Source organism: Streptomyces sp. NPDC058373 (assembly GCF_042723275.1).
Taxonomy (GTDB): domain Bacteria; phylum Actinomycetota; class Actinomycetes; order Streptomycetales; family Streptomycetaceae; genus Streptomyces.
In genome coordinates this window covers 18,501-35,223 of the sequence record NZ_JBHXJE010000052.1, presented here as the reverse complement: position 1 = coordinate 35,223, position 16,723 = coordinate 18,501, and the positions used below count along the sequence as shown (strand labels likewise).

Sequence of the window (16,723 nt, the reverse complement as noted above, 5' to 3'; positions counted from 1 at the left end):
GCGGCGCCGGCCTGCGGGAACCTCAGCGGGACCGGAGCAGGGGCGGGCGCTGCCGGTGTGGAGGCCGTGGCGGGACCGGGCGAGGCGGGAGCCGGGGCCGCGGTGCGGGGCGCGGACGGCGTGGGGAAGCGGTCGGGGACGTAGGAGCGCACAGGGCACCACCTGTCGTGAGGGGAACTGGCTCCCTCACAATGCGCCGGGACCACGCGGCCTGCCGGGGGCTGGGGACGGGGGCGGGGTTGTGGACAACTCGGGCACCCGAACGGGAAGTTCCGCCACACGCCCCCACTCGGCCCCCTCCCCAACCGAACCGCTCCACACACCACCCCGGCGAACAATCACCTGGCTGCGGGCTGCGGGCTGCGGCCCTGCGGCCCTGCGGCCCTGCGGCCCTGCGGCCCTGCGGCCCTGCGGGCCAAAGCCCCCTACGGCAACCGAAGCCCCGTCTCCCGCCCCCCGAGCGCCCCCGCGCACAGGCATCCCCGTCCCTCCCCGTCCGGCAGCCCGGCCACCGTGTCGAACAGGACGGCCCTCAGCCGCTCGATGTTGGCCGCGAAGACCCGCAGCACCTCCTCGTGGGAGACGCCCTCGCCGGTCTCGGCGCCGGCGTCGAGGTCGGTGACGAGGGTGAGGGAGGTGTAGCAGAGCTCCAGTTCGCGGGCGAGGGCGGCTTCCGGGTGGCCGGTCATGCCCACCACCGACCAGCCCTGCGCCTGGTGCCAGAGCGATTCCGCGCGGGTCGAGAAGCGCGGCCCCTCCACGACGACGAGGGTCCCCCCGTCGACCGCGTCCCACTGCCGCCCCTGGGCCGCCATCAGCGCGGCCTTGCGGCCCGCCGGGCAGTAGGGGTCGGCCAGTGACACATGGACGACCTCGGGGACCCGCTCCCCGCCGGGCGCCTGCGGGTCCGGGACGGGCAGGCCGTCGTAGTACGACTGGAGCCTGCTCTTCGTCCGGTCCACGAACTGGTCCGGGATCAGCAGGGTGCCGGGGCCGTACTCGGGGCGCAGCCCGCCGACCGCGCACGGGCCGAGGACCTGGCGTACGCCCACCGAGCGCAGCGCCCACAGGTTGGCGCGGTAGTTGATGCGGTGCGGCGGCAGGTGGTGGGCGCGGCCGTGCCGGGGGAGGAAGGCGACCCGGCGTCCGGCGACCTCACCGAGGAAGAGGGAGTCGCTGGGGGCTCCGTAAGGGGTGTCGACCTGGACCTCGGTCACGTCGTCGAGGAAGGAGTAGAACCCCGACCCGCCGATGACCCCGATCTCCGCGCGGGGGCCGGCCCCGCCGTCCGCCGTCGTCTGCGCCGTATTCGCCATGGCCCGTACGGTAGCGGCCGCCCCGCCGTGCCGCCGACCGCACCCCGCCGCGCGCCCGGCCCGCGCACGCCGACGACCCCGCCCCCGGCCGGAGCCGGGAGGACGGGGTCGCGAAGAAGCGCGGAAGACAGAGGCGGCGTGGCCGGGACCCGCCGGAGCCCAGGAGCCTCGCGTCGGGCGAGGCTCGCGAGCCTCGCCTCAGGCGGTCGCCGTGCTGGTCGAACCGGACCCGGAGGAACCCGAGCCGGACGTCGACGCACCGGAGGAGGAAGAGGACGAGGCCTTCTCCGACGAGGACGAAGAAGAGGAGGACGTCCCGGAGTCGGCCTTCTCGGACTTCTCCGAGGACTTCGACGACGAGGCGGGGGCGCTGCTGGACGAGGCTCCCCGGCTGTCGTTGCGGTAGAAGCCGGATCCCTTGAAGACGATACCGACGGCCGAGAACACCTTCTTCAGGCGGCCCTCGCAGCTGGGGCACACGGTCAGCGCGTCGTCGGTGAACTTCTGCACCGCCTCAAGGCCCTCGCCGCACTCGGTGCACTGGTACTGATACGTCGGCACTTGCTTCCTCCTGGCACTCTCACTCATTGAGTGCTAACGACGATCCATAGTGACGCATTCCGCGCCCTCAGTCCACTGCCGCCGGGGTTCGGTGACCGATACCACGCCCGGTTCCGCCGGACGCCACCGGCCGGCGGCCCGCGCCGCCGGTCATGGGCACCAGCCGGGAACGCAGCGCCACCAGCACGATCAGCGCCAGCACCGTCCCGGCCAGCGGCACCGCGAACCCGGCCCGTGCCCCGAAGGCGTCGGCCAGCGTGCCCGACGCCGTGACCGCCCCGGCCTGCCCGAGGGCGACCGCGCCGGTCAGCCAGGTGAAGGACTCCGTACGGGCACCGGGCGGGACCAGGCTGTCGATCAGGGTGTAGCCGGTGATCAGGGCCGGCGCCACGCACAGCCCGGTGAGCAGCCCCGCCACCGCCAGCGGCGCCAGGGAGGGCATCGCCCACAGGGTGGAGGCGGTGACGGCCAGCGCCGCGTACCCGACGAGGAGGCGGCGCTGCGGCGGGGCCGACCAGGCGACGACGCCGTAGACGATGCCGGCGAGGGTGTTGCCCGCCGCGAAGACGCCGTAGAGCAGGCCGTTCATGCCCGGGTGGCCCGCCTCCTCGGCGAAGGCGGTCAGGGAGACCTGGAGGCCGCCGAAGACCGTGCCGATGCCGAGGAAGGCGACGGCGAGGACGCGTACGCCGGTGATGGAGAGGGCGGAGCGGGCGGGGCCGGCGCTCTTGTCGCCGGCCGCCCGGGCGGTGACCTCGGGCTGGGTGGAGCGCTGGGCCGCGAAGAGGAGGCCGCCGATCAGGGAGAGGGCGCCCTCGGTTGCGAGTCCGGCGGCCGGGTGCACGCCGGTGCAGAGCGCCGTGGCGATCACCGGGCCGAGGACGAAGGTCAGCTCGTCGGTGACCGACTCGAAGGCGGCCGCCGTCCCGGCGAGCGGCGTCTCGCCGAGCCGCGCCGCCCACCGGGAGCGGACCATCGGCCCGATCTGCGGCACCGAGGCGCCGGTCGGCACCGCCGCCGCGAAGAGCGTCCACAGCGGGGCGCCCGACAGGGCGAGGACCGTCAGCAGGGCGACCGCCACCGAGTGGAGGAGGACGCCGGGTACGAGGACGGCGCGCTGCCCGAAGCGGTCGGCGAGCTTGCCCGCCTGCGGCGCGAGCAGCGCCATGGAGACACCGGCGACGGCGGCGACCGAGCCGGCCACGCCGTAGGAGCCGGTGGTGTGCTGCACCAGCAGCACGAGAGAGATCGTCAGCATCGCGAACGGCAGCCGGGCCGCGAAGCCCGGCAGCAGGAACGTCCAGGCCTTCGGGGTGCGCAGCAGCTGTCCGTATCCGGGGCGCTTCTCGGGGCGCCCGCCGGAGGGGTCGACTGTGACCGTGGATTCCACGGCCCGTCCCTTTCTGCCGCCTGAGGGCGTGCCCGATGACGGGCGCCGAGAGCTGTCCACTAACGCGCGGAACTGCGGTAGATGCCGGGCCACCCGGTGGGGAGGACTCCACGGCCGCCATACGGTCGCGCCAGCTCCGCGTCAGGCAGAGTTGGTCGGTTCAGGGTTCGTTCATCGTACAGCCGCTCGCGGGGCAAACCTGCCCACAAGCCGCCCCCCCCGGGCCCGGGGCCCGCCCTCGCCCCAGGCGGGCCCCGCGCTCACTCCTCCTTGCCGGAGGTGCCCAGCCACCCGGCGAGCTTGCCGCCGCGCCCCACCGCGCGCAGCCGTTGCTCCGCCGAGTCGCGCACCGGGTCGGTGGCGATGACCAGCAGTTCGTCGCCGCGCTGGAGCAGCGTCGAGGGGGTCGGCACGAAGCTGCGGCCGTCGCGGACCACGAGGGTGACCGCGGAGCCCGCGGGCAGCCGCAGCTCGCTCACCTCCACGCCGTGCATCCGGGAGCGCTCCGGTATGGCGACCGAGAGGAGGTGGCCGCGCAGCCGCTCCAGCGGTGCCGACTCCACGCCGAGGTCGGCCGCCTCGGCGTCGTTGGCCAGGCGCAGCTTGCGGGCGAGCCACGGCAGCGTCGGCCCCTGGATGAGGGTGTAGACGACGACCAGGATGAAGACGATGTTGAAGAGCCGTTCGCTGCCCCGCACGCCCGCCACCATCGGGATGGTCGCCAGGATGATCGGCACCGCGCCGCGCAGCCCCGCCCAGGACATCAGGGCCTGTTCGCGCCAGGGCCGCTTGAACGGCGTGAGGCTGACGAAGACGCTCAGCGGCCTCGCCACCACCGTCAGCACCAGGCCGATGACGAGCGCCGGGAGGACGTCGGAGGCCAGCTCGTGCGGGGTGACCAGGAGGCCGAGCAGCACGAACATGCCGATCTGCGCGATCCACCCCAGCCCGTCGGCGAAGCCGCGGGTGGCGGGGGCGTGCGGCAGCTTGGCGTTGCCCAGCACCAGGGCGCACAGGTACACCGCGAGGAAGCCGCTGCCGTGGGCCATGGCCCCGGCCGCGTAGGCGCTGGTGGCGATGGCGAGGACGGCGATCGGGTACAGACCCGAGGCCGGCAGGGCGACATGGCGCAGGCCGAGCGCGCCGAGCCAGCCGATGGCGAGGCCGATCGCGGCGCCGACGGCCAGCTCCAGCAGGATCTCGCCGATCAGCACGTACCAGTGCTCGATGGGTCCGGCGGTGCAGAAGGCGACGACGAGGATGACCACCGGGGCGTCGTTGAACCCCGATTCGGCCTCCAGCGTGCCGGTGATGCGCGACGGCAGCGGGACGCGGCGCAGCACCGAGAAGACGGCGGCCGCGTCGGTGGAGGAGACGACGGCGCCGATGATCAGCGCTTGGCGCCACTCCAGCCCCGCCAGGTAGTGGGCGGCGGTCGCCGTGACGCCGACGCTCACCGCCACCCCGGCCAGGGCGAGCGCGGCGGCCGAGGGCAGCGCCGGTCTCATCTCCTTCCAGGAGGTGCCCAGTCCGCCTTCGGCGAGGATGACGACCAGGGCGGCGTAACCGATCACCTGGGTCAGTTCCGCGTCACTGAAGGAGAGATGGCCTATGCCGTCGACGCCCATCGCGACGCCGATGCCGAGATAGACGAGCAGGCTCGGCAGGCCGCTGCGTGAGGAGACCCGCACCGCCGCGACGGCGACGAGCAGCACGAGCGAACACAGGAGCAGGAGCTGGTTGAGATCGTGGACAGTCAGTGGCCGTTCCTTCCCTGCGGTGGGGCGAGGTACTTCGTTACCTTACCTAATCGTTAACGGCTCCTTGACGGCGATTGCGGCGCATCGTGCGCCCGGGCCCACACCCCGCACAGCGCCCGCCCCCGGACGAGCCGCCCAACCCCCGCGCCCACCTGGGCCGGACGGTTCCCCACTCCGCGTCCTGCCCGCCCCCGCCCTGCGCCTATGGTTGCTCCAGCACTCCTCAGGCCCACGCGGACCGCATGCCGCTCGAAGGACAGCAAGGACAGCGATGCCCTCCACCACCACCGCCTCATCCGGCCATGCGCCCGGCAGGAGAAAGGGTCGCCGAGCCCGCCTGATCGTCCTCGTCCTGGTCCTCGCACTCGTCGCGGGTGTCGGATACGGCGCGTACTGGGGCGTCAGCACGGTCCGGTCGGCCTTCCCGCAGACCAAGGGATCCCTCGAACTCGACGGCCTCAGCGCCCCGGTCGAGGTCCGCCGGGACGGCAACGGCATTCCCCACCTCTACGCCGACAGTGACGAGGACCTCTTCCGCGCCCAGGGCTACGTCCAGGCGCAGGACCGCTTCTGGGAGATGGACGTCCGCCGGCACACCACCGCGGGCCGCCTCTCCGAGATGTTCGGCGAGAGCCAGGTCGACACCGACGCCTTCCTGCGCACCCTCGGCTGGCACCGGGTGGCCAAGCAGGAGTACGACACCAAGCTGTCCAAGAGCACCAAGGCGTACCTGCGCGCCTACGCCGACGGCGTCAACGCCTACCTCTCCACGAAGAGCCCCGAGGAGCGCTCCGTCGAGTACGCGGCGCTGGGCTTCACCAACGACTACCAGCCCGAGCCCTGGACGCCGGTCGACTCGGTCGCCTGGCTCAAGGCCATGGCCTGGGACCTGCGCGGCAACATGCAGGACGAGATCGACCGCTCCCTGCTGACCAGCCGCCTCGGCCCGGCCGAGATCGCCGACCTCTACCCGGACTACCCGGTCGACCGGAACAAGCCCATCGTCGACAAGGGCGCCGTCGACCCGGCGACGGGCAAGTACGACCCGTCGGCCACCCCGACCGAGAACGCGGGCGACGCCGGGAACGCCGAGACCCAGGACGGGACCGTAACTCCCGGCACCGGTACGGGTACGGGAACGGAGGCGGGAACCGGAACCGAGGGCGGGATAGACACCGGCACCGGCACCGGCACGGACGCCGGCACCGGCGCCGACCCCGGCATGCAGAGCCAGCTCTCCGGTCTTTCAGGTCTGTCGGATGTCCTCGACAACGTCCCCGCCCTGCTCGGCCCCAACGGCAACGGCATCGGCTCCAACTCCTGGGTCGTCGCGGGCGAGCACACCACCACCGGCAAGCCGCTGCTCGCCAACGACCCGCACCTCTCCCCGCAACTGCCGTCCCTCTGGTACCAGATGGGCCTGCACTGCCGCAGCGTCTCCGAGAAGTGCCAGTACGACGTCTCCGGCTACACCTTCTCCGGCATGCCGGGCGTCGTCATCGGCCACAACGACCAGATCTCCTGGGGCATGACCAACCTCGGCGCGGACGTCACCGACCTGTACCTGGAGAAGATCAACTCCGGCGGTTACCAGTACGGCGGCAAGACCGTCCCGTTCGAGACCCGCCGCGAGACCATCAAGGTCGCCGGGGGCAAGAGCCGGACCATCACGGTCCGCGAGACCGACAACGGCCCGCTGGTCTCCGACCGCAACGACGAACTCGGCAAGGTCGGCAAGAAGGCGCCCGTCCAGTCCGCCGCCCCCGACCGCGGCGACGGCTACGGCGTCTCGCTCCGCTGGACGGCGCTGACCCCCGGCCGCTCGATGGACGCCGTCTTCCAGCTCAACAAGGCCAAGGACTTCAAGGAGTTCCGCGCCTCCGCCGCCCTCTTCGAGGTCCCCTCGCAGAACCTCGTCTACGCCGACACCGAGGGCAACATCGGCTACCAGGCTCCGGGCCGCGTCCCGGTCCGCGCCGAGGGCCACGACGGCACGCTCCCCGCGCCCGGCTGGGACCCCGCCTACAAGTGGACCGGCTACATCCCGCAGGACGCGCTGCCCTACGAGTACAACCCGGACCGCGGCTACATCGTCACCGCCAACCAGGCCGTCGTGGACGCCGAGAAGTACCCGTACCTCCTCACCGAGGACTGGGGGTACGGCGCCCGCAGCCAGCGGATCAACGACCTGGTCAGGTCGAAGACCAAGGACGGCGGGAAGATCTCCATGGGTGACATGCGCACCATGCAGCTCGACGACAGCAGCACCATCGCCAAGCTGCTCACGCCCTACCTGCTGAAGATCGACGTCAAGGACAAGCACGTCCGCGAGGCGCAGAAGCTCCTGGAGGGCTGGGACTACACGCAGACCGCCGAGTCGGCGCCCGCCGCCTACTTCAACGCCGTCTGGCGCAACATCCTCAAGCTGGGCTTCGGCAACAAGCTGCCCAAGGAGGTCCGCGTCAAGGGCCAGTGCCTCAACGTCGAGCCGGCCAGCCAGACCGGCCCCGACGACGAGACCCGCAAGGTCCGCGAGTGCGGCGAGCGCTCCGGCGACTCCGCCCAGCCCGACGGCGGCGACCGCTGGTTCGAGGTGGTGCGCCAGCAGCTCGCCGACGAGGACAGCGAGTGGTGGCGCTCCCCGGCGACCCGCACGGACGACGAGACCAAGACCCGCGACCAGCTCTTCGAGCGGGCCATGGAGGACGCCCGCTGGGAGCTGACCGCCAAGCTCGGCAAGGACGTGGACTCCTGGAACTGGGGCCGGCTCCACCAGCTGACCCTGAAGAACCAGACGCTCGGCACCAGCGGCCCGGCCCTGCTCCAGCGCGTCCTCAACCGCGGCCCGTGGGACCTCGGCGGCGGCGAGGCCACCGTCAACGCCACCGGGTGGAACGCGGCCGCCGGGTACGAGGTCGTCTGGGTGCCGTCCATGCGGATGGTCGTCAACCTCGGCGACCTCGACAAGTCCGAGTGGATCAACCTCACCGGCGCCTCCGGCCACGTCTACAACGCGCACTACACCGACCAGACGGAGAAGTGGGCCAAGGGCGAACTGCTGCCCTGGGCGTTCACCGAGAAGGCGGTGAAGAAGGCCACCCAGGACACCCTGGTGCTCAAGCCCTGACCTCAGGGCGGCCGGAGCCACGGCCGGCAGGGCCCCCGCGAACAGCTTCCGGCCGCGGGGGCCCTGCGCGTGCACCTGCCGTCAGTCCCGGCGCCCTCCCGCGCGCCGCTCCCGTACGCGGTGCGTGCCGGAGGGGGTGAGGACCACGTGCACCGGGCGGTCGTGCGGCTCCGTCGGCACCTCGTCCAGCAGCTCGTGGTCGTGGAGCAGGACCAGCAGCGCGGGCTCGGCCCCGGCCGCCGCCAGCCGCGCCAGCACCCGGTCGTACGACCCGCCGCCCCGGCCCAGCCGCCGCCCGGCCCGGTCGGCGGCGAGCCCCGGCAGCAGGACCGCGTCCGCCCCGGTCACCGCCTCCGGGCCGAGCCGGGGGCCCGACGGCTCCCGCAGCGTCAGCCGGCCCACCCGGCCCACCTCGGCCAGGGCGGCCGGGCCCTCGTACACCGCCCAGTCCAGGTCGTCGTCGGGGAGCAGGACGGGCAGCAGCACCCGCGTCCCGCGTCCGCGCAACTCCTCCAGCAGCGCGTCCGTGCCGGGCTCACCGCCGACCGAGACGAACGCCGCGACCGTGCCGGCACCGGCCAGCTCGGGCAGGAGGAGGGCGCGCCGGGCGAGAACCGCGGCGGCCTCCCGTGCGTCATCTGCAGTCAACCGGGATCTCATCGCGAGGAGATCCTGGCGCAACCTGCGCTTGTCAGCATCGGTACCGCTCGTCATCGCGTACCAAACCTCGGCAATCTGCATATATTCGGGTCATTTTGTCGGATCAACAGATATCCGGCATACCCAGCGGTTATGGTGAGCGGCATGACTGAGTCGAACGCCAGGATCAGCAAAGCGGTCATCCCCGCCGCGGGCCTCGGGACACGCTTCCTCCCCGCCACCAAGGCCACGCCGAAGGAAATGCTTCCTGTCGTCGACAAGCCGGCCATCCAGTACGTCGTCGAGGAAGCCGTCGCCGCCGGGCTCTCCGACGTCCTCATGGTCACCGGGCGGAACAAGCGCCCCCTGGAGGACCACTTCGACCGGAACTACGAGCTGGAGCAGGCCCTCAGCCGCAAGGGTGACGAGGCCCGCCTCGCCCGCGTCCAGGAGTCCAGCGACCTCGCCACCATGCACTACGTCCGCCAGGGCGACCCGCGCGGCCTCGGCCACGCCGTCCTCTGCGCCGCCCCGCACGTGGGGAACGAGCCCTTCGCCGTCCTCCTCGGCGACGACCTGATCGACCCCCGCGACCCGCTGCTCGCCCGCATGGTCGACGTCCAGGAGCGCGAAGGCGGCAGCGTCATCGCCCTGATGGAGGTCGCGCCCGAGCAGATCCACCTCTACGGCTCGGCCGCCGTCGAGGCGACCGGCGAGGACGACGTCGTCCGCGTCACCGGCCTGGTCGAGAAGCCCGACCCCGCCGACGCCCCCAGCAACTACGCGATCATCGGCCGGTACGTCCTGGACCCCTCCATCTTCGGCATACTGCGGGAGACCGGGCCCGGCCGGGGCGGCGAGATCCAGCTCACCGACGCCCTGCAGAAGCTCACCGAGGACGAGACGAAGGGCGGCCCCGTGCACGGCGTGGTCTTCCAGGGCCGCCGCTACGACACCGGCGACCGGGGCGACTACCTGCGCGCCATCGTCAGACTGGCGTGCGAACGTGAAGACCTGGGCCCCGACTTCCGGGCCTGGCTCCGCAGTTACGTCACCGAGGAGATGTAGCACCTTGAGCAGCACGACTGAGCAGGCCACCGGCGCGCGCACCTGGTCGGTGGCCGAGCACCTCGACGACATCCTCACCGCGGTCCAGCCCCTGGAGCCCATCGAGCTGAACCTGCTCGACGCCCAGGGCTGCGTCCTGGTCGAGCAGGTCACCGTGCCCGTCGCGCTGCCCCCCTTCGACAACAGCTCCATGGACGGCTACGCGGTCCGCGCCGCCGACACCGAGAAGGCGGCGGAAGCCTCCCCTGCCGTCCTCACCGTCATCGGCGACGTCGCGGCCGGCTCCAGCGGCACCGGGCTGACCGTCGGCCCCGGCAAGGCCGCCCGCATCATGACGGGCGCGCCGCTGCCGCCCGGGGCCGACGCGGTCGTCCCCGTCGAATGGACCGACGGCGGCACCGGAGCGGGGCCCGCGCGCGCCATGGCCCCGCACAGCGCGTCACCCGAGGGCTCCGGCGGCCAGGTCCGCGTCCACCGCGCCGTCACCCCCCACGCCCACGTGCGGGCCCGGGGCAGCGACGTCTGCGCCGGGGACGTCGCCCTGGAAGCCGGCACGGTCCTCGGCCCGCCGCAGATCGCCCTGCTCTCCGCCATCGGCCGCCCCGCCGCCCGGGTCCGCCCGCGCCCGCGCGTCGTCGTCCTCTCCACCGGCAGCGAACTCGCCCAGCCGGGCGAGGAGCTGGCCGCCGGTCAGATCTACGACTCCAACAGCTTCGCGCTGGCCGCCGCCGCCAAGGACGCGGGCGCCATCGTCTACCGCGTCGGCGCCGTCACCGACGACGCCGATACCCTCCGCGCCACCATCGAGGACCAGCTCATCCGCGCCGACCTCCTCGTCACCACCGGCGGCGTCAGCGTCGGCGCGTACGACGTGGTCAAGGAGGCCCTCACCGCCGTCGCCGAGGAGGGCGACGAGGGCGAGGAGCCGGAGGCGGCGGAGGCCGAGGCCCCGGAGGGCGAGGAGGGCGCCGAGGACGAACGGGCCGCCCACCGCGCCCACGTCGACTTCCGCACCCTGGCCATGCAGCCCGGTAAGCCCCAGGGGTTCGGCACCATCGGCCCCGACCGCACCCCGATCCTCACCCTCCCGGGCAACCCGGTCTCCTCGTACGTCAGCTTCGAACTCTTCGTCCGGCCCGCCATCCGCGCCATGATGGGGCTCGAAGACCTGCACCGGCCCACCGTCCGCGCCACCCTGACGCCGCCGCACTCCGCCGAGGACGAGGAGCCCGCGCCGCTCACCTCGCCCGAGGGCAAGCGCCAGTTCCTGCGCGGCGTCCACACCGGCGGTGACCGGCCCGAGGTGCGGCCCGTCGGCGGCGCCGGCTCCCACCTGATCGGCGCCCTCGCCCACGCCGACGCGCTCATCGTCCTCCCCGAGGGGACGGCCAAGGCCGAGTGGGGCAGCGAGGTCGAGGTCATCCTGCTCAGCTGAGCGCTCCCCGGTGCGGGTACGGTGGTCGCCCACACAGGCCGACATGGGCGCGGTGGGCCGCGGACCGGGAGTCGCACAGCACATGACAGCGTTTACACCGGGGGAGACCCCCGGCCCCCCTGAGCAGGACCAGCTCACCCACCTCGACGCGGCAGGCGCCGCCCGCATGGTCGACGTCTCCGCGAAGGACGTCACCGCCCGCACCGCCCGCGCCTCCGGCCGGGTCCTGGTCTCGCCCCGCGTGGTGGAACTCCTGCGCGGCGAGGGCGTACCCAAGGGCGACGCCCTCGCCACCGCCCGCATCGCGGGCATCATGGGCGCCAAGCGCACCCCCGACCTGATCCCGCTCTGCCACCCGCTGGCCGTCTCCGGCGTCAAGGTCGACCTCGCCGTCACCGACGAGGCCGTGGAGATCCTCACCACGGTGAAGACGACGGACCGCACCGGCGTCGAGATGGAGGCGCTCACCGCCGCCACCGTCGCCGCGCTCACCGTCGTCGACATGGTCAAGGCGGTCGACAAGGGCGCCGTCATCACCGACGTCCGCGTCGAGGAGAAGACCGGCGGCAAGTCCGGCACCTGGCGGCGCGAGCCGGGCGGGGGACCCGCCGCATGAGCGCCGCCCCCGCCCCCCGCGCCCTCGTCGTCACCGCCTCCAACCGGGCCGCCGCAGGCGTCTACGAGGACCGCGGCGGACCGCTCATCGCCGAGGCGCTCACCGGCCTCGGCTTCACCGTCGACGGCCCGCGCGTCGTCCCCGACGGAGACCCGGTCGCCGACACCCTGCGCACCGCCGTCGCCGACGGGTACGACGTGGTCGTCACCACCGGCGGTACGGGGCTGAGCCCCACCGACCGCACCCCCGAGGCGACCCGCCCCCTGCTGGACCGCGAGATCCCCGGCATCGCCGAGGCCATCCGCGCCGAGGGCCTGCCCAAGGTGCCCACCGCCTCCCTCTCGCGCGGTCTCGCCGGTCTCGCCGGACGCACCCTCGTCGTCAACCTGCCCGGCTCGACCGGCGGGGTCCGCGACGGGCTCGCCGTCCTCGGCCGCCTGCTGCCGCACGCCGTCGACCAGATCCGGGGCGGCGACCACCCCGCCGGCCCGCCCGCCCCGGGGAGGGCGCACTGAACCCGCGGTACTGGCCGGTGGAACTGCGCGAGGGCGACGTGTTGCTGCGGCCCATCCGGATGCGCGACCAGCGGGCCTGGCGCGAGGTCAACCGGCGCAACCGCGACTGGCTGCGCCCCTGGGAGGCGACCATCCCGCCGCCCACCCCCTTCGGACCGGTCATCCACCGCCCGACCTTCCGTCAGATGGTCCGCCATCTGCGCACGGAGGCCGGGGCGGGCCGGATGATGCCCTTCGTCATCGAGTACCAGGGCCGCCTCGTCGGCCAGCTCACCGTCGCCGGGATCACCTGGGGTTCGATGTGCTCCGCCCACATCGGCTACTGGGTGGACCAGGGCGTCGCGGGCCGCGGCGTGATGCCGACCGCGGTCGCCGCCGCCGTCGACCACTGCTTCCGCGGGGTCGGGCTGCACCGGATCGAGGTGTGCATCCGCCCGGAGAACGGCCCGAGCCGCCGCGTCGTCGAGAAACTCGGATTCCGCGAGGAAGGGCTTCGCCCGCGCTATCTGCATATCGACGGCGCCTGGCGCGACCACCTGGTATTCGCTCTCACGGCCGAGGAAGTACCCGACGGTGTCCTCCGCCGCTGGCGCCGGGCCCGTCCGCACCCCACCGCCTGATCCGGGAAGCCGCGCGCGCCCGCCGAAACCGCACACCACGGCCGTGATCCCGAGAATACGAATAAGCGTTCGAATTCTTTAAGGATCGATCACCTGATAGTCGCGGAGTGCGATCGTTCGATCACATCAGTAGGAAAAAACTCTGGAGATATCAGCCGGATCGTGCGACACACCGGTCCAATTGGCGGATGGCCTCAACGAAACCCCTCTACCGTGTGAGTTGTGAGCAGCAGCGGCCTCATTTACGCAGTCATCGTGGGGGCCTGGGCCGCCTACTTGGTGCCCATGTGGCTCCGCCGGCAGGACGAGTTGAACGAAGCCCGTCCGACGGAACGCTTCAGCACCGCCATCCGGCTCCTGTCCGGACGCGCGGGAATGGAGCGCCGTTACGCCAAGGGTGCCGCCCAGGCCCGCGCCGCCGACACCGGCGAGCCCTCCGAGGAGGGCGACCCGGCAGACGGCGCGACCCGCGCCCCGGACGCCGCGACCGGTTCGGTCGACGTCCGGGCCTTCGCCATGCCACCGGTACGCGAGGAGCCCGCGCCGCCGCGCCGCACCGCGCCCCGGCCCGAGCAGGCCCCGCAGCAGGAGCGGCCCGAACCGCAGCAGGAGCGGCCCGAACCGCAGCAGGCGCCCGCCCGCCGCCCCTCCGCTCCCGGCGCCACCGCGCGCGCCCGGCGCTCCAAGGTCCTCGCGCGCCGCCGCCGCACCACGATGCTGCTCTTCCTCGCCTTCACCCTCGGCGCCGTCGCCGCGGCCGTCGGCGGCCTCGCCCTCCTGTGGGCCCCGGCCCTCCCCGCGATCCTCCTCAGCTCCTACATCGCGTACCTGCGCCGCCAGGAGCGCCGCCGCTTCGTCTACGCGATGGACCGCCGCCAGGCCGAGGCCGCCGCCCGGCACCTGCGCGAGCGCGGCCGTCGCCCCCAGCGCCGGCCCGCCGAGCAGGCCGACGAGGCCGAGGAGCCGGCCCCCGCGCCCGCCCCCGACCCGGAGCGCACCGCGCTGGCCGCCGACCGCAGGGCGCTGGTCGAGCAGACCGACCACGCCGAGTGGGTCGACCAGCAGCGCGCCCGCCGCCACCCGGCCGACGGCGAGAGCTGGGAGCCCGTCCCCGTCCCCCTCCCCACCTACGTCACGGCCCCGGTCGCCCCGCGCGCCACCCCGCCCGTCGACCTCGGCGCTCCCGACACCTGGAGTTCGGCCCGGTCCAGCGCGGCCCCGGACGCCGCCGGCGGTGAGGCCCCCGCGGGCGAGGCCCCCGAGGAGCCCGCCGAAGCCGCCCCGGCCCGCCGCGCCGCCTCCGCCCGCCGCTCGCGGGAGCGGGGCCGCACCCCCCTCTTCGACCAGTACGACGAGGGCGAGCGGCCGCGCGCGGCCAACGAATGACGCCCACCGCTGGTCGGCGGGGAGCGGATTACCGGCCACCCCGATCGGGGTGCTAAAGTTTCACCCGTTGCAAGGGCCTGTGGCGCAGTCCGGTAGCGCACCTCGTTCGCATCGAGGGGGTCAGGGGTTCGAATCCCCTCAGGTCCACACAGCACGAGATCCCGTCCGATCTTCTTGATCGGGCGGGATCTTTGTCGTTCCCGGGGCGTGCGGCGGGTGCCGGACGGAGCTCATCCCCCCGCGTCGCGGACCAGGAGGGCGATCTGGACGCGGTTCTCCACGGAGAGTTTGGTGAAGAGGGCGCCGGTGTGCGCTTTGACGGTGGCGACGCTGATGTGGAGGCGTGCGGCGATCTCCGGGTTGCCGAGGCCCTCCGCGATGGCGTGGGCGGTCTCGCGTTCACGGTCGGTCAGTGTGGAGAGCTTCTCCCGGGCGGCCTCGCGGGACGAGGTGCGGGCGTGCGAGGAGTGCGGGCCGGTGGCTGCCGCGATCACCCGGGCGGTGACCGCCGGGGAGAGCACGGGATGCCCGGCGGCGACGGTGCGTACCGCTTCGACGATCCGGGCCGGCGGGGTGTCCTTGAGGACGAAGCCGAGGGCGCCGGCGCGCAGGGCGCCGAGCACCAGGTCGTCGGCGTCGAAGGTGGTCAGCATGAGTACGCGGGGCGGGGACGGGCGGTCGAGAAGTTCCCGGGTGGCGCTGAGGCCGTCGCGGCCTGGCATGCGGACGTCCATCAGGACGACGTCAGGCCGGTGTTCGTCCACCACGGTGAGGGCCGCGTCGCCGTCGGACGCCTCGGCGACCAGGGTCAGATCCGGTTCGCCGTCGATGATGAGGCGCAGGGCCATGCGGACCAGTTGATCGTCGTCGACGATGACGACGCGTACCGGCGGCCCGTGGTCGTCCACTCATGCCCTCTTCTCGCGGTGGTGGTCCGGCCAGGGTAGTCGCGCGGTGAGGAGGTATCCGCCGTCCGGGGTGGGGCGGTGGTCGAGTGTTCCGCCGGCGAGGGCGACGCGTTCCAGGAGGCCGAGCAGGCCGAACCCCGAGGACGGCAGGCGGACGGTCGTGGTGGCGGGGGCGTTGCGGACGCTGACGCGCACCGCGTGGCCGGGTTCTCCCTCGACGAGGACGCGGACGGGTGCGCCCGGGGCGTGCTTGGCGGCGTTGGCCAGGCCCTCCTGGGCGATCCGGTAGCAGGTGCGGCCCACGGTGTCGGGCGGCTCTCCCGACACCGTGGTGGTGAGGGTGACGTCGCGTCCGGAGGCGCGTTCCTCGGCCACCAGGTCCGGGAGCCGGTCGAGGGAGGGCTGCGGCGGTTCCGGGTGGCCCGGGTCGGAGCGCAGCGCCCCGAGGACGTCGCGCAGCTCCTCCAGGGCCTGGTGCGAGCTGTCGACGATGCCGCGGACCAGCAGGCGGTTCTCCCCGGCCGTGAGGTCGCCGCGGTGGTCCAGCACCCCGGCCTGCATGGCGACCAGGGAGATCCGGTGGGCGAGCACGTCGTGCATTTCGCGGGCGATCCGGTTCCGCTCCTGGGTGCGGGCCTGGGCCGCCCGTGCGGTCTGCTCCCGTTCCGCGCTCCGTGCCCGTTCCCGCAGGGAGCTGACCTCGGCGCGGCGTGCGCCGACCGCCACGCCCACGGCCGCCGCGATCCCCGCGCTCAGTGCGGCGAGCAGGAGGTGGTGCCACAAGGACGGGGGCGAGTCGCGCACCGGGTACAGCTCGACGGCGAGCAGCGAGGCCGCCGCGTAGGCCGCCATGACGGCCCCGGTCTCCACCGGGCGGCGGCGCGTGGCGATCGAGGTGAGCGCCAGGAACGCCGCGCCGGTGGCGAGGACCGAGACGGCCGAGGCCATCGCGACCGCCATGGTGACGGGCAGCGGGAACCGCCGCCGCCACACGAGGGCCGTCAGGCAGGCCAGTGCCACCAGCGGATCACCGACGACGTACCAGTACCCGCCGTCGTGCACGTACCCCCGTGGCAGTTGGAGGGCGGTGAGGAACCAGAAGAAGACGCCCAGCACCACCGCCGCCAGCAGCCGCCAGGCGTGCTGCCAGCCCTCGTGGCGGGACGCGGCCCCCGCGGTCATCGTCGTCGTTGCCATCCCGCCATTGTCGCGAGCGCGGGCCGCCCGCACAGCGGTCCTCGGGAGGGGGTGCCCTCGACCGGAGTCGTAGGGCTCCTTCGACCCGGGTCGGGGGTGGTTCGAGCCCGCCGGCCGATGTGCGCGGCGGTGCCGCGCGGCCACGATCGGCACCGTAGCCGAACGACGCCCCGCCCCACAGGAGG

The 16,723-nt window shown here is 73.4% G+C and carries 14 protein-coding genes and 1 tRNA gene; 8 read left to right on the top strand and 7 right to left on the bottom strand.

Going from position 1 to position 16,723, the window contains the following annotated elements:
* Window positions 1–425 precede the first annotated feature (425 nt).
* The 4 genes from ACFWMZ_RS24255 to ACFWMZ_RS24240 form a co-directional block, all read right to left on the bottom strand.
* On the bottom strand, window positions 426–1,316 hold the full coding sequence (locus ACFWMZ_RS24255) for an S-methyl-5'-thioadenosine phosphorylase (protein ID WP_383182306.1): 891 nt from the start codon (window positions 1,314–1,316) through the stop codon (window positions 426–428).
* 198 nt (window positions 1,317–1,514) lie between these two features.
* Window positions 1,515–1,877: an FmdB family zinc ribbon protein gene (locus ACFWMZ_RS24250; RefSeq protein ID WP_383182308.1), complete on the bottom strand. Its 363-nt coding sequence runs from the start codon at window positions 1,875–1,877 to the stop codon at window positions 1,515–1,517.
* Between the two features lie 67 nt (window positions 1,878–1,944).
* Complete coding sequence (locus ACFWMZ_RS24245; RefSeq protein WP_383204036.1) at window positions 1,945–3,267, bottom strand: MFS transporter; 1,323 nt, start codon at window positions 3,265–3,267, stop codon at window positions 1,945–1,947.
* Window positions 3,268–3,527: 260 nt separating this feature from the next.
* The gene (locus ACFWMZ_RS24240; protein ID WP_383182312.1) at window positions 3,528–4,982 is read right to left on the bottom strand and encodes a potassium/proton antiporter; all 1,455 of its coding nucleotides are present in this window, start codon (window positions 4,980–4,982) and stop codon (window positions 3,528–3,530) included.
* A 316-nt stretch (window positions 4,983–5,298) separates the two neighbouring features.
* Between ACFWMZ_RS24240 and ACFWMZ_RS24235 the strand changes: the two genes are divergently transcribed.
* Entirely contained in the window at window positions 5,299–8,154 is a 2,856-nt protein-coding gene (locus ACFWMZ_RS24235) for a penicillin acylase family protein (protein WP_383182314.1), read from the top strand.
* An 81-nt stretch (window positions 8,155–8,235) separates the two neighbouring features.
* On the opposite strand, the gene ACFWMZ_RS24230 is transcribed toward ACFWMZ_RS24235, so the two are convergent.
* Window positions 8,236–8,814: a 5-formyltetrahydrofolate cyclo-ligase gene (locus tag ACFWMZ_RS24230; RefSeq protein ID WP_383182316.1), complete on the bottom strand. Its 579-nt coding sequence runs from the start codon at window positions 8,812–8,814 to the stop codon at window positions 8,236–8,238.
* Between the two features lie 144 nt (window positions 8,815–8,958).
* On the opposite strand from ACFWMZ_RS24230, the gene galU reads away from it, so the two are divergent.
* The 7 genes from galU (at window position 8,959) to ACFWMZ_RS24195 (ending at window position 14,580) form a co-directional block, all read left to right on the top strand.
* The gene (galU, locus tag ACFWMZ_RS24225; protein ID WP_383182318.1) at window positions 8,959–9,861 is read left to right on the top strand and encodes a UTP--glucose-1-phosphate uridylyltransferase GalU; all 903 of its coding nucleotides are present in this window, start codon (window positions 8,959–8,961) and stop codon (window positions 9,859–9,861) included.
* A gap of 4 nt (window positions 9,862–9,865) precedes the next feature.
* Complete coding sequence (gene glp / locus ACFWMZ_RS24220) at window positions 9,866–11,296, top strand: gephyrin-like molybdotransferase Glp (protein WP_383204033.1); 1,431 nt, start codon at window positions 9,866–9,868, stop codon at window positions 11,294–11,296.
* A gap of 82 nt (window positions 11,297–11,378) precedes the next feature.
* Entirely contained in the window at window positions 11,379–11,912 is a 534-nt protein-coding gene (gene moaC / locus ACFWMZ_RS24215; RefSeq protein ID WP_383182322.1) for a cyclic pyranopterin monophosphate synthase MoaC, read from the top strand.
* Entirely contained in the window at window positions 11,909–12,427 is a 519-nt protein-coding gene (locus ACFWMZ_RS24210) for a molybdenum cofactor biosynthesis protein B (protein WP_383182324.1), read from the top strand. The genes moaC and ACFWMZ_RS24210 overlap by 4 nt, the downstream gene beginning before the upstream one ends.
* Window positions 12,428–12,444: 17 nt before the next feature.
* Window positions 12,445–13,047 (top strand): GNAT family N-acetyltransferase, encoded by a 603-nt coding sequence (locus ACFWMZ_RS24205; protein WP_383182326.1) that lies wholly within the window; start codon window positions 12,445–12,447, stop codon window positions 13,045–13,047.
* A gap of 222 nt (window positions 13,048–13,269) precedes the next feature.
* Window positions 13,270–14,433 (top strand): gephyrin-like molybdotransferase receptor GlpR, encoded by a 1,164-nt coding sequence (glpR, locus tag ACFWMZ_RS24200; RefSeq protein ID WP_383204030.1) that lies wholly within the window; start codon window positions 13,270–13,272, stop codon window positions 14,431–14,433.
* 73 nt (window positions 14,434–14,506) lie between these two features.
* Window positions 14,507–14,580 (top strand) — tRNA-Ala (locus ACFWMZ_RS24195).
* Window positions 14,581–14,663: 83 nt separating this feature from the next.
* On the opposite strand, the gene ACFWMZ_RS24190 is transcribed toward ACFWMZ_RS24195, so the two are convergent.
* Together ACFWMZ_RS24190 and ACFWMZ_RS24185 are read right to left on the bottom strand one after the other, a co-directional pair.
* Window positions 14,664–15,281, bottom strand: coding sequence for a response regulator (locus ACFWMZ_RS24190; RefSeq protein WP_383182365.1), 618 nt, complete (start codon window positions 15,279–15,281; stop codon window positions 14,664–14,666).
* Window positions 15,282–15,341: 60 nt separating this feature from the next.
* Entirely contained in the window at window positions 15,342–16,538 is a 1,197-nt protein-coding gene (locus ACFWMZ_RS24185) for a sensor histidine kinase (RefSeq protein WP_383204027.1), read from the bottom strand.
* Window positions 16,539–16,723: the final 185 nt, after the last annotated feature.

Coding starts and splice junctions, on each gene's coding strand:
- ACFWMZ_RS24235 (WP_383182314.1), top strand. CDS start 5,299: ATGCCCTCCACCACCACCGCCTCATCCGGCCATGCGCCCGGCAGGAGA.
- ACFWMZ_RS24185 (WP_383204027.1), bottom strand. CDS start 16,538: ATGGCAACGACGACGATGACCGCGGGGGCCGCGTCCCGCCACGAGGGC.
- ACFWMZ_RS24190 (WP_383182365.1), bottom strand. CDS start 15,281: ATGGCCCTGCGCCTCATCATCGACGGCGAACCGGATCTGACCCTGGTC.
- galU (WP_383182318.1), top strand. CDS start 8,959: ATGACTGAGTCGAACGCCAGGATCAGCAAAGCGGTCATCCCCGCCGCG.
- moaC (WP_383182322.1), top strand. CDS start 11,379: ATGACAGCGTTTACACCGGGGGAGACCCCCGGCCCCCCTGAGCAGGAC.
- ACFWMZ_RS24255 (WP_383182306.1), bottom strand. CDS start 1,316: ATGGCGAATACGGCGCAGACGACGGCGGACGGCGGGGCCGGCCCCCGC.
- ACFWMZ_RS24230 (WP_383182316.1), bottom strand. CDS start 8,814: ATGAGATCCCGGTTGACTGCAGATGACGCACGGGAGGCCGCCGCGGTT.
- ACFWMZ_RS24210 (WP_383182324.1), top strand. CDS start 11,909: ATGAGCGCCGCCCCCGCCCCCCGCGCCCTCGTCGTCACCGCCTCCAAC.